Raw genomic sequence first — 18,442 nt, 5'->3', positions numbered from 1 at the left:
ACTCAATATTTTATTTACATTAGTCATGATCAAACTAAGGGCTTAAATGACTAAATTATTAATCTTCTTTTGTTGCTTGATAGCTTTTTCGGCAAGTGCCCAAAACTCTACAAATAAAAAAGCGCAAGAAAGTTTTGAAGACGCACAACAATACCTGAGGCAAAATATTTACGATGAAGGCATCAAGTTTTTAGATGAAGCCGTGAAGTTAGATCCAAAATTTCAGTTGGCATATATTCAATTGGGCGATATTTATAGAAGATTAAAAGATCATTCCAAAGCAAAAATAAACTACCAAAAAGCAGTAAATTCTGCATCTACTATCGAACCTCGTATTTATTATGTTCTTGCTGAAAGTGAATTGCTAACAGGCGATTACGCAAAAGCAAAGCATAATTTTCTATTATTTCAGCAAAAAAATGTTGGTGCAGACCAAGAATTTATTGAAAGAACTAAAAAATATATTTTAGATTGTAATTTTGCGATAACAGCAATTAAATCTCCAACTAAATATGAACCCATAAACATGGGATTTAATGTTAATAGCGCTCACAGAGATTATTTTCCGGCTTTAACAGCAGATGGACAAACCATTATTTTTTCTAGAGTGGTTGATAACAATGAAGATTTTTACACATCAACAAAGAAAAATAATCAGTGGCAACAAGCGCAGCCATTAAGCACGAAGATCAATACACCAAATTTTAATGAAGGTGCTCAATCTATATCTCCTGATGGTAAATATTTATTTTTCACAGGTTGCAATCGCCCAGATGGCTTAGGTAGATGTGATATTTATGTTTCTAGAAAAGAAGGTTTAGAGTGGGGAAAAGCAATTAATTTAGGCAAAAGCATAAATTCAGAATATTGGGAATCGCAACCATCTATCAGCCCAGATGGCTCTACTTTATATTTTGTAAGCAACAGACCTGGCGGAATAGGAAGTTACGACATTTGGAAAAGTACTTTAACAGACGAAGGTCAATGGACTAATCCAACTAATTTAGGACCTAGCATAAATACTCCATATGATGAAAATACTCCATTTATGCATGCTGATGGTAAAACATTGTATTTTGCATCTAACGGTTGGCCAGGCTTTGGAGATAAAGATATTTACTGGAGTAGATTAGATGAGCTTGGAAATTTCTCTAAGCCTACAAACCTTGGCTACCCAATTAATACATTTAATGAGGAGGTTGGATTAATTGTTACTGCTGACGGAAATGAGGGCTTATTTTCATCAAATATTAAAGATGGAGGTTTTGGAGATTTAGATATTTATCGTTTTAAATTACCAGAAAGCGTAAAACCTTTACCCGTAACTTATGTAAAAGGAATTGTAAAAGACAAAGAAACCAACCAATTGTTAGAAGCTAATGTTTTGGTAATAGACTTAAAAAACAACAACTCTGTTTTTAATGATTATACCTCTAAAGAGACCGGAGATTTTATAGCCGTTATGCCAATTGGAAGTGAATATTCTTTTAATGTAGATGCACCGGGATATTTGTTTAATTCACAACATTTTGAGCTTTTAAATAGCCAGAGCAACCAACCAGCAGAAGTTGAAATTTTATTGGAAAAGATTAAAGTAGGCAGTAATGTAACTTTGCAGAACATCTTTTTTGAGACTAATAAATTTGAGCTTTTACCTCCATCTGTTATTGAATTAAATATTTTGGTTGATTTGCTGAAGGCAAATGAAAACCTTGCCATAGAAATTGAAGGATATACTGATAATGTAGGTGATGATAAACTGAACCAAAAATTGTCTGAAAATAGAGCTAAATCTGTTTATGATTTTCTAATTAATAATGGGATTGATAAACGTAAATTGGCTTACAAAGGATACGGAAAAACTAAGCCAAAAGCTGATAACAACACTGAAGAAGGAAGAAGAAAAAATAGAAGAACTGAATTTATTGTAACTAAAATATAAAAATGGAACAAAATCTAAAAAATCATAGCAAGTATGTAAAAGGCTACCACATTGTACTTTTATTCTTAACAGTTGCAGGTACAATTGGTGCAACTATAAATTTTTACCACTCATGGGCAAATGCTAACCATTATAATTCTGCCTTATTGTTAATCTTATTTATGATTGCAATTATTTTGTTTTGGTACGTGAGGCAGTTCCCGTTAAAAGCTCAAGATAGAGTAATTAGGGCCGAAGAAAACATAAGGTATTTTAGCTTGACTGGTAAATTATTGCCAAAAGAATTAAGAAAAAGTCAAATTATTGCATTGCGTTTTGCAGGAGATGAAGAGTTTGTAGCTCTAGTAGAAAAAACATTAAAAGAAAATTTATCTGCAAAAGATATTAAAGCACAAGTTAAAAATTGGAGAGCAGATCATTATCGTATGTAATTAAGCTCTAATTTTACGGCCATTTTTAACGTAAATTTCAGAGCCTTCTACCAACATGATAGAATCTGGTTTCTCATTTTTTAAATGACTGAAATCTTGGCCATAATTTTTTTTAAAGTCGATATCAATTTCATATGAAGATATTGGGTAGGTTTCCCATCTCGGGTGACCTACTCCATATTCTGAAGTTATGTTGTTACCAATCTTAGTGTATCCCCAATAATGCTCTGTAATAAAATCAGCATCGCTATTTAAAGGAATAGGTTCTCTTGTTGGATTTGCTGTAACAGAAAATTTATTCCAATTACCATTTCTCCAAGCATATTCTACAGTTAAATGCTCATTGGTTTCTGTCCATTTATGTTTCATGGGCAATGTTCTATAACTTTCTTTATAAATCGTATTTGCAATAAAAGTGATAGCTGGTTTAGGTACTACTTCACTTATAAAAACAGCTCCTCTTTTCCATTCGCCATTATCATTATACTTTACGTAAAAACGTAGGTTCACTTCTTCAAAATTTCCATGAAAAGGAACTTTTAGTCCTTTAAGCTTAGTATTTAAGAACATGAAACCAACAATACTTACATAATGTTTTCCGTTCCAATCATCTAAAACCGTAAAAGGCGGAAGGTACTTTTCGAGTACTTCTTTATCAACTGTATAGTTAATTAGTATTAACTTTCTCCATTCAGCTGTTAAAAAAATATCGTTACCTATCATTATATAATTGCTTGTCTAATTCGTAAAAGTTTTATCAACAAATCTTCTAGCAATGCTAAATTAAGCATATTAGCTCCATCAGATTTTGCATTTGCAGGATCAGGATGTGTTTCTATAAATAGACCATCGGAGCCAACTGCAATAGCTGCTTTAGCAATTGTTGTTATTAATTCTGGTTTTCCACCAGTAACACCGCTACTTTGATTTGGTTGTTGCAAAGAATGTGTACAATCCATTATTACAGGCACACCAAAGCTCTGCATTTCTGGCAAACCTCGGTAATCAACAATCAAATCCTGATAACCAAAAGTATTTCCCCTATCTGTTAGCATAACTCTATCGTTGCCACTATCTTTTATTTTATCAACTGCAAATTTCATTGATCCAGCAGATAAAAACTGACCTTTTTTTACATTAACAACTTTACCAGTTTCTGCTGCAGCTATTAATAGATCTGTTTGTCTACATAAAAATGCTGGTATTTGTAAAACATCTACATATGCGGCTGCCATTGCAGCTTCTGCACTTTCATGTATATCTGTAACAGTTGGTATATCAAAGGTTTTACCAACTTTTTCTAATATTTTTAAAGCTTTTTCATCGCCAATACCTGTAAATGAGCTTCCTTTACTTCTATTCGCTTTTCGGTATGAACCTTTAAAAATGAATGGTATTTGCAGTTTATCAGTAATTAGCAAAATTTCTTCTGCAATTTGTAAAGCCATTTCCTCGCCCTCAATTGCGCAAGGGCCAGCCATTAGAAAGAAATTATTTGAGTTTTGGTGTTTAAGTTTATCTAGTTGTAGCATTTTTTGAGATTTGAGAGGTGAGATATGAGAAGTTAGATTTAAGATATGAGTTTGAATACTTTGTCTCAAATCTCACATCTCAATACGCATATCTATTTTTTAGTTTCCTAATTCTGACATGAATTTTATTCGCATCAATTGTATTTCTTCACGAGTATAATCACTTTCGCCCAGATCGTTTAATGCAGCATCAATAGAATCATTGTCTGCAGCTCTGAAGTAATCAAAAACTTCATCCTGTCGATCTTCATCAATTACTTCATCAACAAAATAACCCAAGTTTAATTTTGTACCAGAATTTACAATAGCCTCAACTTCTTTTAAAATATCGAAATAAGTGATGCCTTTTGATTTAGCGATATCCTCTAAACCTATTTGTCTATCAATATTTTGAATAATAGAAACTTTTAGGGCTGATTTATTGGCTTGGGTTTTAATCACCAAATCAATAGGGCGCTCAACATCATTGTCCTCAACATATTTTTTGATGAGTTCAATAAACGGATTACCGAATTTTAATGCCTTTCCATGCCCAACACCAGAAATTTGCTTCAATTCATCAACCGTAATTGGATAATGCGTACACATTTCTTCTAGTGATGGATCTTGAAAAACTACAAATGGAGGTACATTTTTTTGCTTTGCAATTTTTTTACGCAAATCTTTTAACAAACCTAGTAACTGAGTATCTAATGCACCAGTACCATGTTTAACATCTTCCTCATCATCATCTGCAGCGCTTTCTATCAATTCATTTAAAATGAATTTTAAGCTATACGGATTTTCAATGAAATCTTTACCAGCTTTAGTTAATTTAAGGATTCCATAACTATCTATATCTTTTGAAACAAAGTTATTTAATACAGACTGTCGAATTAAAGATTTCCATAAAATTTCACCTTCAAGCTTTCCTAAACCAAATTCTGGTAATTTATTTTGCTCGTAAGCAATAGTTTGAGCAGTTTCACTGCCCATAAATATATTTAGCAAATGGCTATCATCAAACTTTTCGCCTGTAGACTTTACTAATTTTAAAAACGTTAACAGATGTTCTTCAGCATCAAACTGTTGTTTTGGTTTTTTGCAATTATCGCACATGCAATTACAACCAGTTTCATTAAAGTTTTCGCCAAAATAATGCAAAATTTGTTTTCTTCGGCATACGCCTGATTCAGCATAATCAATTACTTCTTTAAGAATTTGAGTACCAATTTCTCGTTCAGAAACTGGTTTGTCTTTCATAAACTTAGCTAGCTTGTCTACATCTTTTTGCGCATAAAAGGCTAAACAATATCCCTCACCACCATCTCTACCTGCCCTACCAGTTTCCTGGTAATAACCCTCCATACTTTTTGGTATATCATGATGAATAACAAACCTAACATCTGGCTTATCTATACCCATACCGAAAGCAATTGTTGCTACAATTACTTCTGCATCTTCCATTAAAAATTTATCCTGAGTTTCTGCTCTAACTTTAGGCTCTAAACCTGCATGATAAGGCAATGCTTTAATTCCGTTTAAATTTAAAGCTTCAGCAACTTCTTCAACTTTCTTTCTGCTTAAACAATAAATAATTCCAGATTTACCAGTATTATATTTAATGTATCTGATAATTTCTTTAATTACATCCCTTTTAGGGCGAATTTCATAGAATAAATTTGGTCTATTAAATGATGATTTAAACAAAGTTGCATCACTCATTTGCAAGTTCTTAATAATGTCTTGCTGTACTTTAGGTGTGGCTGTAGCTGTTAATGCTATAATTGGAATGTGAGCACCTAATCCAGTAATCACCTGTCTAATCTTCCTGTATTCAGGTCTAAAATCATGTCCCCATTCAGAAATACAGTGAGCTTCATCAACTGCAACAAATGATATTTTAAGTAATTTTAAAAACTCTATATTCTCTAATTTGGCTAATGACTCTGGCGCAACATACAAAAGCTTGGTTTGCCCATCTAACAAATCAGATTTCACTTGAGTTATTTCAGTTTTATTTAAGGATGAATTAAGAAAATGAGCAATGCTATCACTCCCTCCAAATGCTCTTAACTGGTCAACTTGATTTTTCATCAAGGCTATTAATGGCGATATTACTATCGCCGTACCTTCGCTCATTAATGCAGGTAATTGGTAGCAAATAGACTTACCACCACCAGTAGGCATAATTACAAACGTATTTTTCCCTTCTAATATATTAGTAATGATGGGCTCTTGGTCACCTTTAAAATTGTCGAATCCAAAGAAAGTTTGCAAATTATCAAACAACGACTTTTTCACGTCCATTTTTTGTATCAAATATTCTGTGCTATTATTGTTCAAAATAACATAATTTTGCAGTAATTAAAGCATCAATATACTAATAAATTCTCTTTGAAAAGTAAAAAATATATAATCGAGTCTGCTGTTTCTACATTAAAGCTAGAATCAGATGCTATTTTAAACCTAATTAACCATATTAACGATGATTTTGTAACTGTCGTACAGGCAATTTTAAATAGTAAAGGTCGAGTTATTGTTACCGGAATAGGTAAAAGCGCCATTATTGCTCAAAAAATTGTAGCTACGTTTAATTCTACCGGAACACCTGCAATTTTTATGCACGCTGCAGATGCAGTTCATGGTGATTTAGGCATGATACAAAAAGATGATATTGTAATTTGTCTATCCAAAAGCGGCAATACTCCAGAAATCAAATTATTGGCTCCCCTATTAAAACGCACTAATAACTTACTAATTGGAATGTTAGGTCAGCTAGATTCTGATTTAGCTAAACAAGCAGATTATGTTTTAAATACCAGTGTTAGTAAAGAAGCTTGTCCGCATAACTTAGCTCCAACAACAAGTACAACCGCTCAATTAGCCATGGGCGATGCTTTGGCAGTTTGTTTGTTGCAGGCTCGAGAATTTAATACTGATGATTTTGCTCGTTACCATCCTGGCGGTTCTCTGGGCAAAAGATTATATCTAAAAGCTGGAGATTTAGCCTTAAAAAATGAAAAGCCTTTTATTTTGCCAAATGCTTCTGTAAAAGAAGTAATTATAGAAATCAGTAAAAATAGACTTGGTGCTGTTGTTGTTACAGAGAATAATCAAATTTTAGGCATCATTACCGATGGAGATATTAGAAGAATGCTCGAAAAACATTCTAACATTGAAAATATCATTGCATCAGATTTGATGAACAAAAATCCAAAGCAAATTGATAAAGATGAATTGGCATTATTTGCAGTAGATGTAATTAAACAAAACAATATAACTCAATTATTAGTTACTAATGGTAAATTGTATTACGGATTAATACATATGCACGACCTTTTACAAGAAGGGATTATTTAAATAAATATATCTTTGCTTTACATGAATAAAAATAATTACGCATTAATTATGGCTGGCGGAGTTGGCAGCCGTTTTTGGCCAGTTAGCAGAACAGAATTTCCTAAACAATTTATAGATTTTTTTGGGGTTGGAAAAACACTTATTCAAAGTACCTACGAAAGATTTTTACAAATTTGCCCAGCCGAAAATATTTTCATAGTAACGAATGATATTTATGTTGATTTGATTAAAGAGCAAATACCAAATATTAGCAACAATCAAATCCTGGCTGAACCAATAATGCGCAATACCGCTCCTTGTATTGCATACGGTTCTATGAAAATAGCCGAATTAAATAAAGATGCTGTAATTGTTGTTGCGCCTTCAGATCATACTATTGCGAACCAGCAAGGTTTTATAAAAGCAATTGAACAATCTATGACTGCAGCAGCTGAAAACAATTGTTTAATAACTTTAGGAATTAAGCCAAACAGACCAGATACTGGCTACGGTTATATTCAATATAACGAAGAACTTTTACCTACAGATCAAGATATACATAAAGTTAAAACCTTTACCGAAAAGCCAAATTTAGAACTGGCACAATCTTTTATCCAAAGTGGCGATTTTTTGTGGAATGCAGGGATCTTTATTTGGTCGGCTAAATCGATTAATAAATCTTTTGAGAAGCATTTGCCAGATATGCATGAAATTTTTAATCAAGGCAAAAACTTCTACAACACTTCAAACGAAGTACAGTTTATTGCAAATGCGTATTTACAATGCACCAATATATCTATCGATTTCGGTATTATGGAAAAAGCTGAGAACGTTTATGTTTTGCCTGCCGATTTTGGCTGGTCTGATTTAGGCACATGGGCTTCTATTTACGAAATGGCTGAAAAAGATTATGTTGGCAATGCTGTTATTCCATCAGAGCAAGTAATGATGTTCGATTCATCAAATTGTATGGTGAATGTACCTTCAGAGAAATTAGTGATTCTGCAAAGCTTGCATAATTACATTGTTGTAGAATCTAATAACACACTGTTGATTTGTCCACGATCTGAAGAACAAAATGTTAAACATATCGTTGCAGATGTTAAGGCAAAGTTTGGAAACAAGTTTATCTAAAAGATTTGAGAAGCTAGATTTGAGACTTTTCTAACTTCTCAAATCTAATGTCTCAAAACTATTGACGTTGCCTTACGGCCTCATATAAAATAACCCCAGCAGCTACAGAAACATTTAATGATTCTATTTTACCTGCCATTGGTATTTTTGCCAAGTGATTAGCAACTCGTAATAGTTCATTAGAAATACCTTCATCTTCGGAGCCCATTACAATTGCAGTGGGCAATGTATAATCCTGATTGTATATTAAATCATTTGTTTTTTCGGTACAAGCAACAATTTGTAAGCCGCTATCTTGTAAAAACAAACAGGTTTTATGCAAATTAGAATGTCTACAAATCGGAATGCTAAACAATGCACCAGCAGAAGTTTTTATGGCATCAGCATTAATTTGTGCAGCATTTTTTAACGGAACAATGATGGCATGCACACCCACACAAGCCGCAGTTCGTGCAATTGCACCCATGTTACGCACATCGGTAACACTATCTAAAACTAAAATTAGTGGGGTTTCGCCTTTTTCAAAAATTGCAGGCACCAAATCTTCTATGTTTTGATAAGTGATTGGAGAAATTACAGCAATTACACCTTGGTGGTTTTTTTGCGACATTCTGTTTAACTTCTCAATTGGAACTGAGCTCAAGGGAATTAATGTTCCATGTAGTAAAGTCTTTAGTTCAGTAAATAAATCTCCAGATAAACCACGTTGTAAATAGATAGTTTCAATGTCTCTTCCTGCTTTTATTGCTTCTATTACTGCTCTAATGCCAAAAACAAATTCATTATTCTCTTTTACGCGTTGTGGTCTTCTAAACTTATCCATTTTGCAAAAGTAAGAAATAGATGTGAGATGTGAGACGCGAGATTTGAGATGTGAGAAATGAGATTTTAGATATGAGATGTGAGATTGGGGCTGTTAATTTGAGATGATCTTTTTTGCTGATTAATCAATTTAGATTCACTTTCTAATCCTGAAACAATTTCAATTTATTAACATAAACACTATCAAGTTGTTAACAAACAACTCAAAACTTGTTAAAACAAAAAACCTAACTTTTAACTACTTTTGTTAAATGAATAACGATAACGAAATACAGGGACAAGGCAAATTTTCAACTTCGGCACGTAAAGCAAGACTAAATACACCAATGACAGCGATGGGTAAAATACCACCGCAGGCAACAGATTTAGAAGAAGCTGTTTTAGGTGCTTTAATGCTCGAAAAAGATGCGCTATCAACTGTAATCGATATTTTAAAACCAGAAGTTTTTTATGCCGAAGCACATAAAAAAATCTTTGAAGCTATACAAAACCTATTTCAGAAATCTAAACCAGTTGATATTTTAACGGTTACTTCTGAAATGCGCACCCAAGGCACTTTAGAAATTGTTGGTGGCGCTTATTACATTACAAACTTAACCAATCGTGTAGCTTCTGCTGCAAATATTGAGTACCATGCTCGTATCATCTCTCAAAAATATATCCAACGTGAGCTGATTAGAATTTCTTCAGAAATTATTCAAAATGCTTATGAAGATACAACTGATATTTTTGATCTTCTAGATCACGCGGAAAAGAATTTATTTGATATCGCCCAAAATAATTTACGTAGAGATACGCAAAAAATGGACGAGATTATTAAGCAATCGTTAGCAACTTTAGAAGAATTACGTACCAAAACGGATGGTTTAACAGGTGTTCCATCTGGATTTACAGATTTAGATAGAATTACTGGTGGCTGGCAAAAATCAGATTTGGTAATTATTGCAGCAAGACCAGCAATGGGTAAAACGGCTTTCGTACTAACTTGCGCCCGTAACGCCGCGGTAGATTTTAAAAGACCAGTAGTTGTTTTCTCGCTAGAGATGTCATCAGTGCAATTGGTTAATCGTTTAATTTCTGGTGAAACTGAAATTGAGCAAGAAAAAATTAGAAAAGGAAATTTAGCAGAATGGGAATGGCAACAATTGCACAGTAAAATTGGCACTTTAACCGAAGCCCCACTCCTAATTGATGATACTCCTGCACTAAACATTTTTGAGTTTAGGGCAAAATGCCGACGTTTAAAATCCCAATACGATATCCAATTAATTATTATCGATTATTTGCAGTTAATGCATGGTAAGGGTGAAGGCCAAAGCGGTGGCGGTAATCGTGAGCAAGAAATTGGTAGTATTTCTAGGGCGCTTAAATCGGTTGCTAAAGAATTAGATGTGCCAGTTTTAGCATTATCGCAGTTAAGTAGAGCTGTAGAGAGCAGACCTGGCCCAAATGGAAAACGCCCAATGCTATCAGATTTACGTGAATCTGGATCTATTGAGCAGGATGCCGATATGGTGCTCTTCTTGTACCGACCAGAGTATTATGGTTTAACAGAAGATGAAAACGGAAGATCGATGGCCGGAGTTGGTGAGGTAATTATCGCAAAACACCGTAACGGTGAAACCGGTATTGTTCCACTTCGCTTTATTGGTAAATACGTTAAATTTGCCGATTTAGAAGATAATTTTGCACCTCAAAATAGTTTTTCGGAAAGCCAAATGATGCCTTCAAGTAATTTCGATAAACCATCTGGAAATGTGATCATTAAACCATCAAAAATGGATGATTTTAATGATGATGATGCTCCATTTTAAATTTATTCAAGTACTATCTAGTCGGTCGTCATGCTGAATTTGTCTCAGCATCGGTTTTGCGTGAAAAACTACTTTCTAACAATAGTGTCTTTGCCAACATATAATTGAATTTTGTTTTTTTTTTGAAAACGATTGTTAGCAATTCTTGGCTTGCACCTGCCCCACTATTCGCTACAATCTTTTACCATTTAATCCAGCCTCGGCTGGAAATGGTAAAAGTATTTTCGCTACTATTGGGTTTAAACAACAAAGCCATTAACTTTTGGGTTAGGTCTGCTCCCTGCAACCCTAAATAGTTGCACTAGCAGCCGTTAAACAAACCTTGGCGCAGCGGCATACCCCGATTTTTCTTCGGGGATATAGCGAAGCAAAGGACTTTCCGTAAAATTTTGAACAGCTGTTGCTTTACAAAAAATAGCCTAAAACAATACCTGCAACAATTATTAATGGCGGACTGATTTTAGTAAAGTTTAGCAAAAGAAAAGTACCTGCAATAATAGAAAGGGGCATTAAATCAAAACCAATTGGTTTTATCAATAAAATAAAAGCGGCAAAAATAAACCCAACACTTACCGCATTAATACCAGAAAGTGATTTTTTAATACGAGTAATTTTTTTTAAATCATTCCAAAACGGAACAATAAAAAGAACCAAAATTAAGCCTGGCAAATTTATACCTATTACAGCTAACAAACCACCAAAAACTTGGCCCACTATACCGTAACCTCCCTGTTTCATGCTTAAAGCACCAAGATAACTTGTAAATGAAAATGTTGGTCCGGGTAATACTTGCTGTAATGCAAACCCAGAAATGAAATCTGATTGGAGCAGGTATTTCTTCATCTCTACAAACTCAGTAAACATTAAGGGAACCAAAACCTGTCCGCCGCCAAAAACGAAAATACCGTTACGGTAAAAATTTTCGAAAAGCCTAATTGGCAAACTAAATGGCGATGTTCTATTAATTAAAGCACCCAACATAGCCATAAATAACAATACACCAATAAAGTAACTTAGTTTACGAGGATTTATATTGGCAAACAAACGAACGCGTATTTGAGCTTCATCGGTAGGTGTAGCAATTGCAGAAGAAACCATGCCACCCACTAAAATAGCTATCGGAAAAACGTATGCATTTTTTAATACCAAAGTAGCAACAACGGCTCCAAATGCCAGTAATACGGTAATTTCTGAAGTAAGTACTTTTTTGGCAAGGTTGTAGGCACCATAAGCAACTATACCAAGTGCAATTGGGTGTACGAATTGTAATATGTCTAAAAATTCTTTTTTTGAATCTAATAAGGCGTAACTAATTGCAGCAAAAGTCATTATTGCTGCTGAAGGTAAAATCCAGATAAAAAAAGTAAGGATTGCCAACTTTAAACCACCAACTTTATAACCAATACCAACTAGTGTTTGGGTAGAAGCTGGTCCGGGTAAAACCTGAGCTAATGCATTTAGTTCTAACAACTCTTCTTCGGTAATGAAATGTGCATTTTTGACAAAGTACCTAAGCAATAAAGAGATGTGCGCTTGAGCACCTCCAAATGCGGTAAATGTAAAGAGAAATACATTTTTAATAAATAAAAGTTGTCGCTTAGCCATAAATTAAATTAGCCTTTATAGGTGTTTTTGGTTAATCATCTTCATAATCTAAACCGGCAGCCGAATTATAGGCGCCTTGCAATTCAGATAATGCATGCATATCTCTTTTGGATCTTGCAGCAAGCATACCTTTTTGATAAATTTCTATTGCCTTATCTTTCTGACCCTCTTTTTCATATAATTTACCCAAATGATAATAGGTGCCCACATAATCAGCATGCTCATTAACCAATTGGTGGTAGTAGGTAAATGCTTTTTCTGTGTCATTTAATGAATTGTATTCTGTAGCTAAAGCGTATAATATAAAGCTATCATTAGGATCATTCTCTAAAAACTCTAATAACTTGGCTAAACGTGTATTTTGCATTTTATTTCCTTGCTTTTTTAATTAGATTTGCATAAAGACAATTTTAAAGAAATCATCATTACGCTTTTTATGTTAATGTTGATTTTATTACCATTAATCAAATGTATACGTATGAAAATATTAGTTTGTATAAGTAATGTGCCAGACACCACAACAAAAATAACTTTTACTAACGATAATACACAATTCAACACAGCGGGAGTTCAATTTATTGTTAATCCGTATGATGAAATTGCATTATCTAAAGCAATTGAGCTTTGTGAAGGTGGCAAAGGAACGGTAACAGTAATTAATGTAGGTGAGGCTGCTACAGAACCTACAATTAGAAAAGCATTGGCAATAGGTGCAGATGATGCAGTAAGGGTAAACGCTGCGCCAAGAGATGCTTATTTTACAGCTTTTCAAATTGCAGAATATGCAAAAGCAAATGATTTCGACATGATTTTGTGTGGTCGCGAATCTATTGATTATAATGGTTCTCAAGTTGCTGCAATGGTTGGTGAGTTTTTAGACATTCCATCAATATCTATTATAAAAAAATTAGATTATGATGGTACAACTGCAACTATTGAGCGTGAGATAGAAGGCGGTAAAGAAGTAGTTTCGGTTACTGGTAAATTTGTAGCGAGTTGTGCAGAAGGTACCGCAGAGGCTAAAATACCGAATATGAGAGGCATCATGTCTGCAAGAACTAAACCTTTAACTGTTGTAGAAGCTGTTGCTATTGATGAATTAGGAAAGGTTACTAAATTTGAAACCCCTGCTCCTCGCGGCGCTGTTAAACTTGTGCCAGCTGAAAGTGCTGAAGACTTAATTGGTTTATTACATAGCGAAGCAAAGGTTATATAGATGAGTTGGCAGTTTAGAGTTTTCAGTTCTAGTTGCCATAATAAAAGAGATAATTAATAGAATCAATTTCATTATAAAATAAAGCTCCCTTTAGGGGATTTACGGGTATATATGTCAGTATTAGTATATGTAGAACAAGCCGATGGTAAGTTTAAGAAGTCTGTTTTTGAAGCAGTTTCTTATGCTAAAGCTATCGCAGATAATCAAAATACAAGCTTAACTGCTGTTTCAATTGGAAATGTAGCAGAAGCAGATTTGAAAGAACTAGGTAAATATGGTGCAGCTAAAGTTTTAAATGTTGCTACCGATGAACTTAAAAACTTTGTAAACCAAGCCTATGCAGCAGTTATTGCAGAAGCAGCGAAAAAAGAAAGTGCAAACATTGTAGTTTTATCTAACTCATTTTCTGGTAAGGGTTTAGCACCACGAATTGCAGTAAAACTTAAAGCAGGTTTAGTAGATGGAGCTGTAGAAATGCCAAATTTTGATGGTGGTTTTTCTGTTAAAAAAACTGCTTTCTCCGGTAAAGCTTTTGCAGTAACTACCTTAACTTCAGAAAACAAAGTTTTAGCCTTAAATCCTAATGCTTTTGGAGTTAAAGAAAACGCAGTAGATGCTACTATAGAAAACTTTAGTCCGGAGGTGAAAGCTACTGATTTAACTGCAATAGTTAAAGAAATAGTAAGGGCGACTAATAAAATCTCATTACCTGATGCAGAGTTAGTTGTATCTGCTGGTAGAGGATTAAAAGGTCCGGAAAACTGGGGAATGGTTGAAGAACTAGCAGAATTACTTGGTGCAGCTACAGCATGTTCTAAACCAGTATCTGATGCAGATTGGAGACCACACTCTGAGCACGTAGGACAAACAGGTATTGCTATTAGCCCTAATTTATATATTGCTATCGGTATTTCTGGTGCAATACAACATTTGGCTGGTGTAAGTTCATCAAAAGTAATTGTAGTTATTAACAAAGATCCAGAAGCTCCTTTCTTTAAAGTAGCCGATTATGGTATTGTTGGTGATGCTTTTGAAGTTGTTCCGAAAATAATTGCTGCGTTAAAAGCACATAAAGGATAATCATAAATTGTCATCCTTGAGCTTGTTGAAAGATTTTTTGAAGATACTTCAACAAGCTCAATATGACATACCTAATCTATGAAAAAAGTAAAACTTGATATTGTTGGCTTATCTTATAGTCAAACCCAATCTGGAGCTTATGCATTGGTGCTTGGTGAAGTAAATGGTAGAAGACGTTTACCTATTATAATTGGCGCATTTGAAGCTCAAGCGATTGCCATTGAGATTGAAAAGATGACCCCTACTCGACCACTTACACACGATCTTTTTAAATCTTTTGCACAAGTTTACCAAATTGAAATTACAGAAATTATAATTTACAACTTAGTAGATGGTGTTTTCTTTGCAAAACTCATCTGTACAGATGGAACAAACATCCAGGAAATTGACGCAAGAACTTCTGATGCTATAGCTTTAGCAGTTCGTTTTAGCGCAACAATTTATACTTATGAATTTATTCTATCGTCTGCTGGAATTGTAATAGAAGGGAATGATTTTCTGTTTTTAGAAAATATGGATGCCATAACCAAAGAACATAGTTCTGAAGATATGCCAACGTCTATTCCAGTTTCCGGATATCAATCTTTATCTGTAGAAGAATTGCAGGCAAAATTAAATGATGCTTTGGCTGAAGAAGCTTATGAAAAAGCAGCAAGAATAAGAGATGAAATAGCCAAAAGAAATGCTGAATAGCTATTAAACACTTAAAGTTTAAAACGTATCTCTTTAAAGTTTTGTCCAACATCATTATTTTTTCAAAATAATAGTTATTTCTGCTACATTTAACCGAACAAACAACTTAAACTATTTATGAATATTAAGATTCGCTTAACCCTGATGAATTTCATGCAATTCTTCGTTTGGGGAGCTTGGCTGATAACTATTGCAAATTATTGGTTTGGTACGAAACAGTGGGATGGCGCTCAATTTGGTTTAATATTCGCTACAATGGGTTTCGCCTCATTATTTATGCCAACCATAACAGGTATTATTGCTGATAAGTGGATTAATGCAGAAAAACTGTATGGAATTTTACATATTCTTTATGCTGCTACCCTAATATACATACCACAAGTAGAAACGCCTAACCAGTTCTTTTGGACGATATTTTTGGCCATGTGTTTCTATATGCCCACCATCTCATTAAGTAACTCAATTTCTTATTCTACACTAAAATCAAGCGATTTAGATGTGGTTAAAGATTTTCCACCGATTAGGGTTTGGGGTACCATTGGTTTTATAGCCGCCATGTGGATTACCAATTTAACTGGCAGTAAAGCAAGCGCTAATCAATTTTATATTGCAGGTGTTGCGGCATTAGCTTTAGGCATTTATGCTTTTTCACTCCCTAAATGTCCACCATCTAAATTAATTGAAGAAAAATCTACCTTATCACAAAAATTCGGTTTAGATGCTTTTAAGCTATTCGCTAATTATAAAATGGCTTTGTTTTTTATATTTTCAATGTTTTTGGGTGGTGCTTTGCAGCTAACAAATGCTTACGGAGATGTTTTTTTAGATGAATTTAAGCTCTTCCCTATTTATGCAGAATCATTTGTTATTAAATATTCTACAATAATTATGTCTATTTCTCAGGTATCTGAGACATTATTTATTTTAGCTATTCCGTTCTTTTTAAAACGTTTTGGTATTAAGAGAGTGATGGTTATTGCCATGTTGGCTTGGGTTTTCCGTTTTGGTTTCTTTGCTTATGGCGATCCACATGGAAATTTATGGATGATCATTTTCTCTTGTGTTGTTTATGGTATGGCTTTCGATTTCTTTAATATTTCGGGCTCATTATTCGTAGAAACGTCTACAACTCCAAAAACACGTTCATCGGCTCAAGGTTTATTTATGATGATGACAAACGGATTTGGAGCAGTTTTTGGAAGTGTGGTTTCTGGTTGGATGATCCAAAAATATTTCACTAAAGCTTACACCAACATTCAATCTTTGGCAGATCATGTAAAATCATCTACTACAGATCCGCATTTGTTAAAGTTTTTAGAAGATAAAGGAATATCTGTTTCTGGCAATGGCGATTTAAGTAGAGCTTTAGATGTTAAAGATTGGCACAACATATGGCTTTCATTTACAATTTATGCTTTAGCGATTACAGTGCTGTTTATGATTTTCTTTAAACATAAACATACCAAAGCAGAAGAAAAAGCAATCGAAGCCATAACTCACTAATCGTAATCCTTTCGAAAATTAAGCTCGTATGTCATCCTTTAAAATTAGAAAAGAGAAAAACTGTCTTAACTGTGGCCATGATGTAGAAGAACATTTTTGCCCGAAATGCGGACAAGAAAATATTGAAGTTAAGGAAGATGCGCTACACATGGTGGCACATGCCATTGCAGATTATTTTCACTTTGAACATAAATTTTTTGGCACATTAAAGCCCCTACTTTTAAAACCAGGAGAATTAACCAAACAATATGTTGCTGGAAAAAGAGTAAAATTTATTCATCCCATTCGCTTATATATTTTTGTTAGCATCGTTTTCTTTTTAGTTGTTCTTAGTGGCAATAAGAAGAATGAAAGTAAATCTGATGAGAAAGAGAAAACTGAAACAACAGCATCAAAAAAGGTAACCGCTAAAAAAGATACCTTAAGTAAACCTAAAAGAGAGTTATCTGCTGAAGAAATTAAAGAAATAAAAGAAACTTTAAAATATGTACCAAATGCCAATGGACTAAGAGATAGTGTAATTAAAAAAGCTATTGAAGAAGAATCTAATGGTAAAAAGGCAGATGATGGACCTAGTATTAGGTTTGGCAATGGAAAAAAGAGAAAATTCTCTAATAAGTGGACTACTTTAGACACAACTGTTGCTCTTTATGAAAAAAATCAAGCTGCGCTGAGTAAAGATAAAAGAGATGGATTTATTAAGCATTACTTTATAAAAAGAACTATTGAATTAGATCAATACGAAAATCCAGAAGAGAAGTTATTAGAAGACTTTGTACACAACATACCAAAAATGATGTTTTTGCTGTTACCTATGTTTGCCTTGATTTTGAAATTGGTTTATATTAATAAAGATAAATACTATTACGAGCATCTAATTTATTCATTTCATGTACACTCTGCCATATTTTTGAGCATTTTAGCAACTATGTTATTTCAATGGCTTTTTGCCTTTGTTTATGATATAACCGGTTGGCTCGTCTTTTTGTGTATTATTTATATCATATGGTACATTTATAGATCTTTAAGAACTTTTTATGGCAGCACAAGATGGGTTACTGTGCTCAAAATGTTTTTCTTAAGTTTTGCTTATAATGTTGTACTTACCATTTGTTTCTTGATTATTATCGCAATTAGTTTTGTGATGATTTAGTAACTCCATATTATTTAGAAAAGCCCGGTTTAGAGATAAATTAACGTCAGCCGGGCTTTTTGCTGCAATCTTTTTGTTTTTAGCTTTGACAACTTTCTATTCTATTAGCTATTAAAGTTGTCAAAGCTTAAAAAAACAAAAAGGATTTTCGCTCCAATCCCGTTTATTTCACAAAAGCTTATGCTACTATGAGGGG

Annotated in this window: 16 protein-coding genes; 10 read left to right on the top strand and 6 right to left on the bottom strand. The window is 33.7% G+C overall.

Annotated features, from left to right (window positions below):
- The first annotated feature begins 46 nt into the window (after window positions 1–46).
- Together AC07XU_RS10620 and AC07XU_RS10615 are read left to right on the top strand one after the other, a co-directional pair.
- Window positions 47–1,942, top strand: a complete 1,896-nt coding sequence (locus tag AC07XU_RS10620) for an OmpA family protein (protein ID WP_494943625.1) — start codon at window positions 47–49, stop codon at window positions 1,940–1,942.
- Between the two features lie 2 nt (window positions 1,943–1,944).
- Window positions 1,945–2,373, top strand: coding sequence for a DUF6526 family protein (locus tag AC07XU_RS10615; protein ID WP_494943624.1), 429 nt, complete (start codon window positions 1,945–1,947; stop codon window positions 2,371–2,373).
- Here AC07XU_RS10615 and AC07XU_RS10610 read toward each other — a convergent pair whose 3' ends face one another.
- The 3 genes from AC07XU_RS10610 to recQ all read right to left on the bottom strand — a co-directional run bounded on the left by AC07XU_RS10610 (window position 2,374) and on the right by recQ (window position 6,194).
- Complete coding sequence (locus AC07XU_RS10610) at window positions 2,374–3,096, bottom strand: YqjF family protein (RefSeq protein ID WP_494943623.1); 723 nt, start codon at window positions 3,094–3,096, stop codon at window positions 2,374–2,376.
- Entirely contained in the window at window positions 3,096–3,905 is an 810-nt protein-coding gene (kdsA, locus tag AC07XU_RS10605) for a 3-deoxy-8-phosphooctulonate synthase (RefSeq protein ID WP_494943622.1), read from the bottom strand. The genes AC07XU_RS10610 and kdsA overlap by 1 nt, the downstream gene beginning before the upstream one ends.
- A 99-nt stretch (window positions 3,906–4,004) precedes the next feature.
- Window positions 4,005–6,194 (bottom strand): DNA helicase RecQ, encoded by a 2,190-nt coding sequence (gene recQ / locus AC07XU_RS10600; RefSeq protein WP_494943806.1) that lies wholly within the window; start codon window positions 6,192–6,194, stop codon window positions 4,005–4,007.
- A gap of 87 nt (window positions 6,195–6,281) precedes the next feature.
- On the opposite strand from recQ, the gene AC07XU_RS10595 reads away from it, so the two are divergent.
- Complete coding sequence (locus AC07XU_RS10595; RefSeq protein ID WP_494943621.1) at window positions 6,282–7,247, top strand: KpsF/GutQ family sugar-phosphate isomerase; 966 nt, start codon at window positions 6,282–6,284, stop codon at window positions 7,245–7,247.
- A 21-nt stretch (window positions 7,248–7,268) separates the two neighbouring features.
- Window positions 7,269–8,360 carry a mannose-1-phosphate guanylyltransferase gene (locus AC07XU_RS10590; protein WP_494943620.1) on the top strand — a complete coding sequence of 364 codons (1,092 nt, stop codon included), beginning with the start codon at window positions 7,269–7,271 and terminating at the stop codon, window positions 8,358–8,360.
- A gap of 58 nt (window positions 8,361–8,418) precedes the next feature.
- On the opposite strand, the gene rlmB is transcribed toward AC07XU_RS10590, so the two are convergent.
- Window positions 8,419–9,183, bottom strand: coding sequence for a 23S rRNA (guanosine(2251)-2'-O)-methyltransferase RlmB (gene rlmB / locus AC07XU_RS10585; RefSeq protein WP_494943619.1), 765 nt, complete (start codon window positions 9,181–9,183; stop codon window positions 8,419–8,421).
- 250 nt (window positions 9,184–9,433) lie between these two features.
- Here rlmB and dnaB point away from each other — a divergent pair, with 250 nt between their 5' ends.
- Window positions 9,434–10,996: a replicative DNA helicase gene (dnaB, locus tag AC07XU_RS10580; RefSeq protein WP_494943618.1), complete on the top strand. Its 1,563-nt coding sequence runs from the start codon at window positions 9,434–9,436 to the stop codon at window positions 10,994–10,996.
- A gap of 405 nt (window positions 10,997–11,401) precedes the next feature.
- Here dnaB and chrA read toward each other — a convergent pair whose 3' ends face one another.
- Both chrA and AC07XU_RS10570 read right to left on the bottom strand, forming a co-directional pair.
- Window positions 11,402–12,601, bottom strand: coding sequence for a chromate efflux transporter (gene chrA, locus AC07XU_RS10575; RefSeq protein ID WP_494943617.1), 1,200 nt, complete (start codon window positions 12,599–12,601; stop codon window positions 11,402–11,404).
- Between the two features lie 31 nt (window positions 12,602–12,632).
- Window positions 12,633–12,968 carry a tetratricopeptide repeat protein gene (locus AC07XU_RS10570; protein WP_494943616.1) on the bottom strand — a complete coding sequence of 112 codons (336 nt, stop codon included), beginning with the start codon at window positions 12,966–12,968 and terminating at the stop codon, window positions 12,633–12,635.
- A gap of 111 nt (window positions 12,969–13,079) precedes the next feature.
- Between AC07XU_RS10570 and AC07XU_RS10565 the strand changes: the two genes are divergently transcribed.
- The 5 genes from AC07XU_RS10565 (at window position 13,080) to AC07XU_RS10545 (ending at window position 18,246) form a co-directional block, all read left to right on the top strand.
- Window positions 13,080–13,817, top strand: coding sequence for an electron transfer flavoprotein subunit beta/FixA family protein (locus AC07XU_RS10565; protein WP_494943615.1), 738 nt, complete (start codon window positions 13,080–13,082; stop codon window positions 13,815–13,817).
- Between the two features lie 111 nt (window positions 13,818–13,928).
- Complete coding sequence (locus AC07XU_RS10560; RefSeq protein WP_494943614.1) at window positions 13,929–14,897, top strand: electron transfer flavoprotein subunit alpha/FixB family protein; 969 nt, start codon at window positions 13,929–13,931, stop codon at window positions 14,895–14,897.
- Window positions 14,898–14,975: 78 nt separating this feature from the next.
- Entirely contained in the window at window positions 14,976–15,590 is a 615-nt protein-coding gene (locus tag AC07XU_RS10555) for a bifunctional nuclease family protein (RefSeq protein ID WP_494943613.1), read from the top strand.
- Between the two features lie 117 nt (window positions 15,591–15,707).
- Window positions 15,708–17,093: a nucleoside permease gene (locus tag AC07XU_RS10550; protein ID WP_494943612.1), complete on the top strand. Its 1,386-nt coding sequence runs from the start codon at window positions 15,708–15,710 to the stop codon at window positions 17,091–17,093.
- A 28-nt stretch (window positions 17,094–17,121) separates the two neighbouring features.
- Window positions 17,122–18,246 carry a DUF3667 domain-containing protein gene (locus tag AC07XU_RS10545; protein ID WP_494943611.1) on the top strand — a complete coding sequence of 375 codons (1,125 nt, stop codon included), beginning with the start codon at window positions 17,122–17,124 and terminating at the stop codon, window positions 18,244–18,246.
- Window positions 18,247–18,442: the final 196 nt, after the last annotated feature.

It is taken from the genome of Pedobacter sp. GW456-11-11-14-TSB4 (assembly GCF_059424425.1).
Note: the sequence above shows the minus strand (reverse complement) of the source record. Positions and strands in the feature narration are given on the sequence as shown.

Coding starts and splice junctions, on each gene's coding strand:
- AC07XU_RS10620 (WP_494943625.1), top strand. CDS start 47: ATGACTAAATTATTAATCTTCTTTTGTTGCTTGATAGCTTTTTCGGCA.
- AC07XU_RS10610 (WP_494943623.1), bottom strand. CDS start 3,096: ATGATAGGTAACGATATTTTTTTAACAGCTGAATGGAGAAAGTTAATA.
- AC07XU_RS10550 (WP_494943612.1), top strand. CDS start 15,708: ATGAATATTAAGATTCGCTTAACCCTGATGAATTTCATGCAATTCTTC.
- dnaB (WP_494943618.1), top strand. CDS start 9,434: ATGAATAACGATAACGAAATACAGGGACAAGGCAAATTTTCAACTTCG.
- AC07XU_RS10545 (WP_494943611.1), top strand. CDS start 17,122: ATGTCATCCTTTAAAATTAGAAAAGAGAAAAACTGTCTTAACTGTGGC.
- kdsA (WP_494943622.1), bottom strand. CDS start 3,905: ATGCTACAACTAGATAAACTTAAACACCAAAACTCAAATAATTTCTTT.
- AC07XU_RS10570 (WP_494943616.1), bottom strand. CDS start 12,968: ATGCAAAATACACGTTTAGCCAAGTTATTAGAGTTTTTAGAGAATGAT.
- AC07XU_RS10560 (WP_494943614.1), top strand. CDS start 13,929: ATGTCAGTATTAGTATATGTAGAACAAGCCGATGGTAAGTTTAAGAAG.
- AC07XU_RS10590 (WP_494943620.1), top strand. CDS start 7,269: ATGAATAAAAATAATTACGCATTAATTATGGCTGGCGGAGTTGGCAGC.
- recQ (WP_494943806.1), bottom strand. CDS start 6,194: ATGGACGTGAAAAAGTCGTTGTTTGATAATTTGCAAACTTTCTTTGGA.
- chrA (WP_494943617.1), bottom strand. CDS start 12,601: ATGGCTAAGCGACAACTTTTATTTATTAAAAATGTATTTCTCTTTACA.
- rlmB (WP_494943619.1), bottom strand. CDS start 9,183: ATGGATAAGTTTAGAAGACCACAACGCGTAAAAGAGAATAATGAATTT.
- AC07XU_RS10565 (WP_494943615.1), top strand. CDS start 13,080: ATGAAAATATTAGTTTGTATAAGTAATGTGCCAGACACCACAACAAAA.
- AC07XU_RS10555 (WP_494943613.1), top strand. CDS start 14,976: ATGAAAAAAGTAAAACTTGATATTGTTGGCTTATCTTATAGTCAAACC.
- AC07XU_RS10615 (WP_494943624.1), top strand. CDS start 1,945: ATGGAACAAAATCTAAAAAATCATAGCAAGTATGTAAAAGGCTACCAC.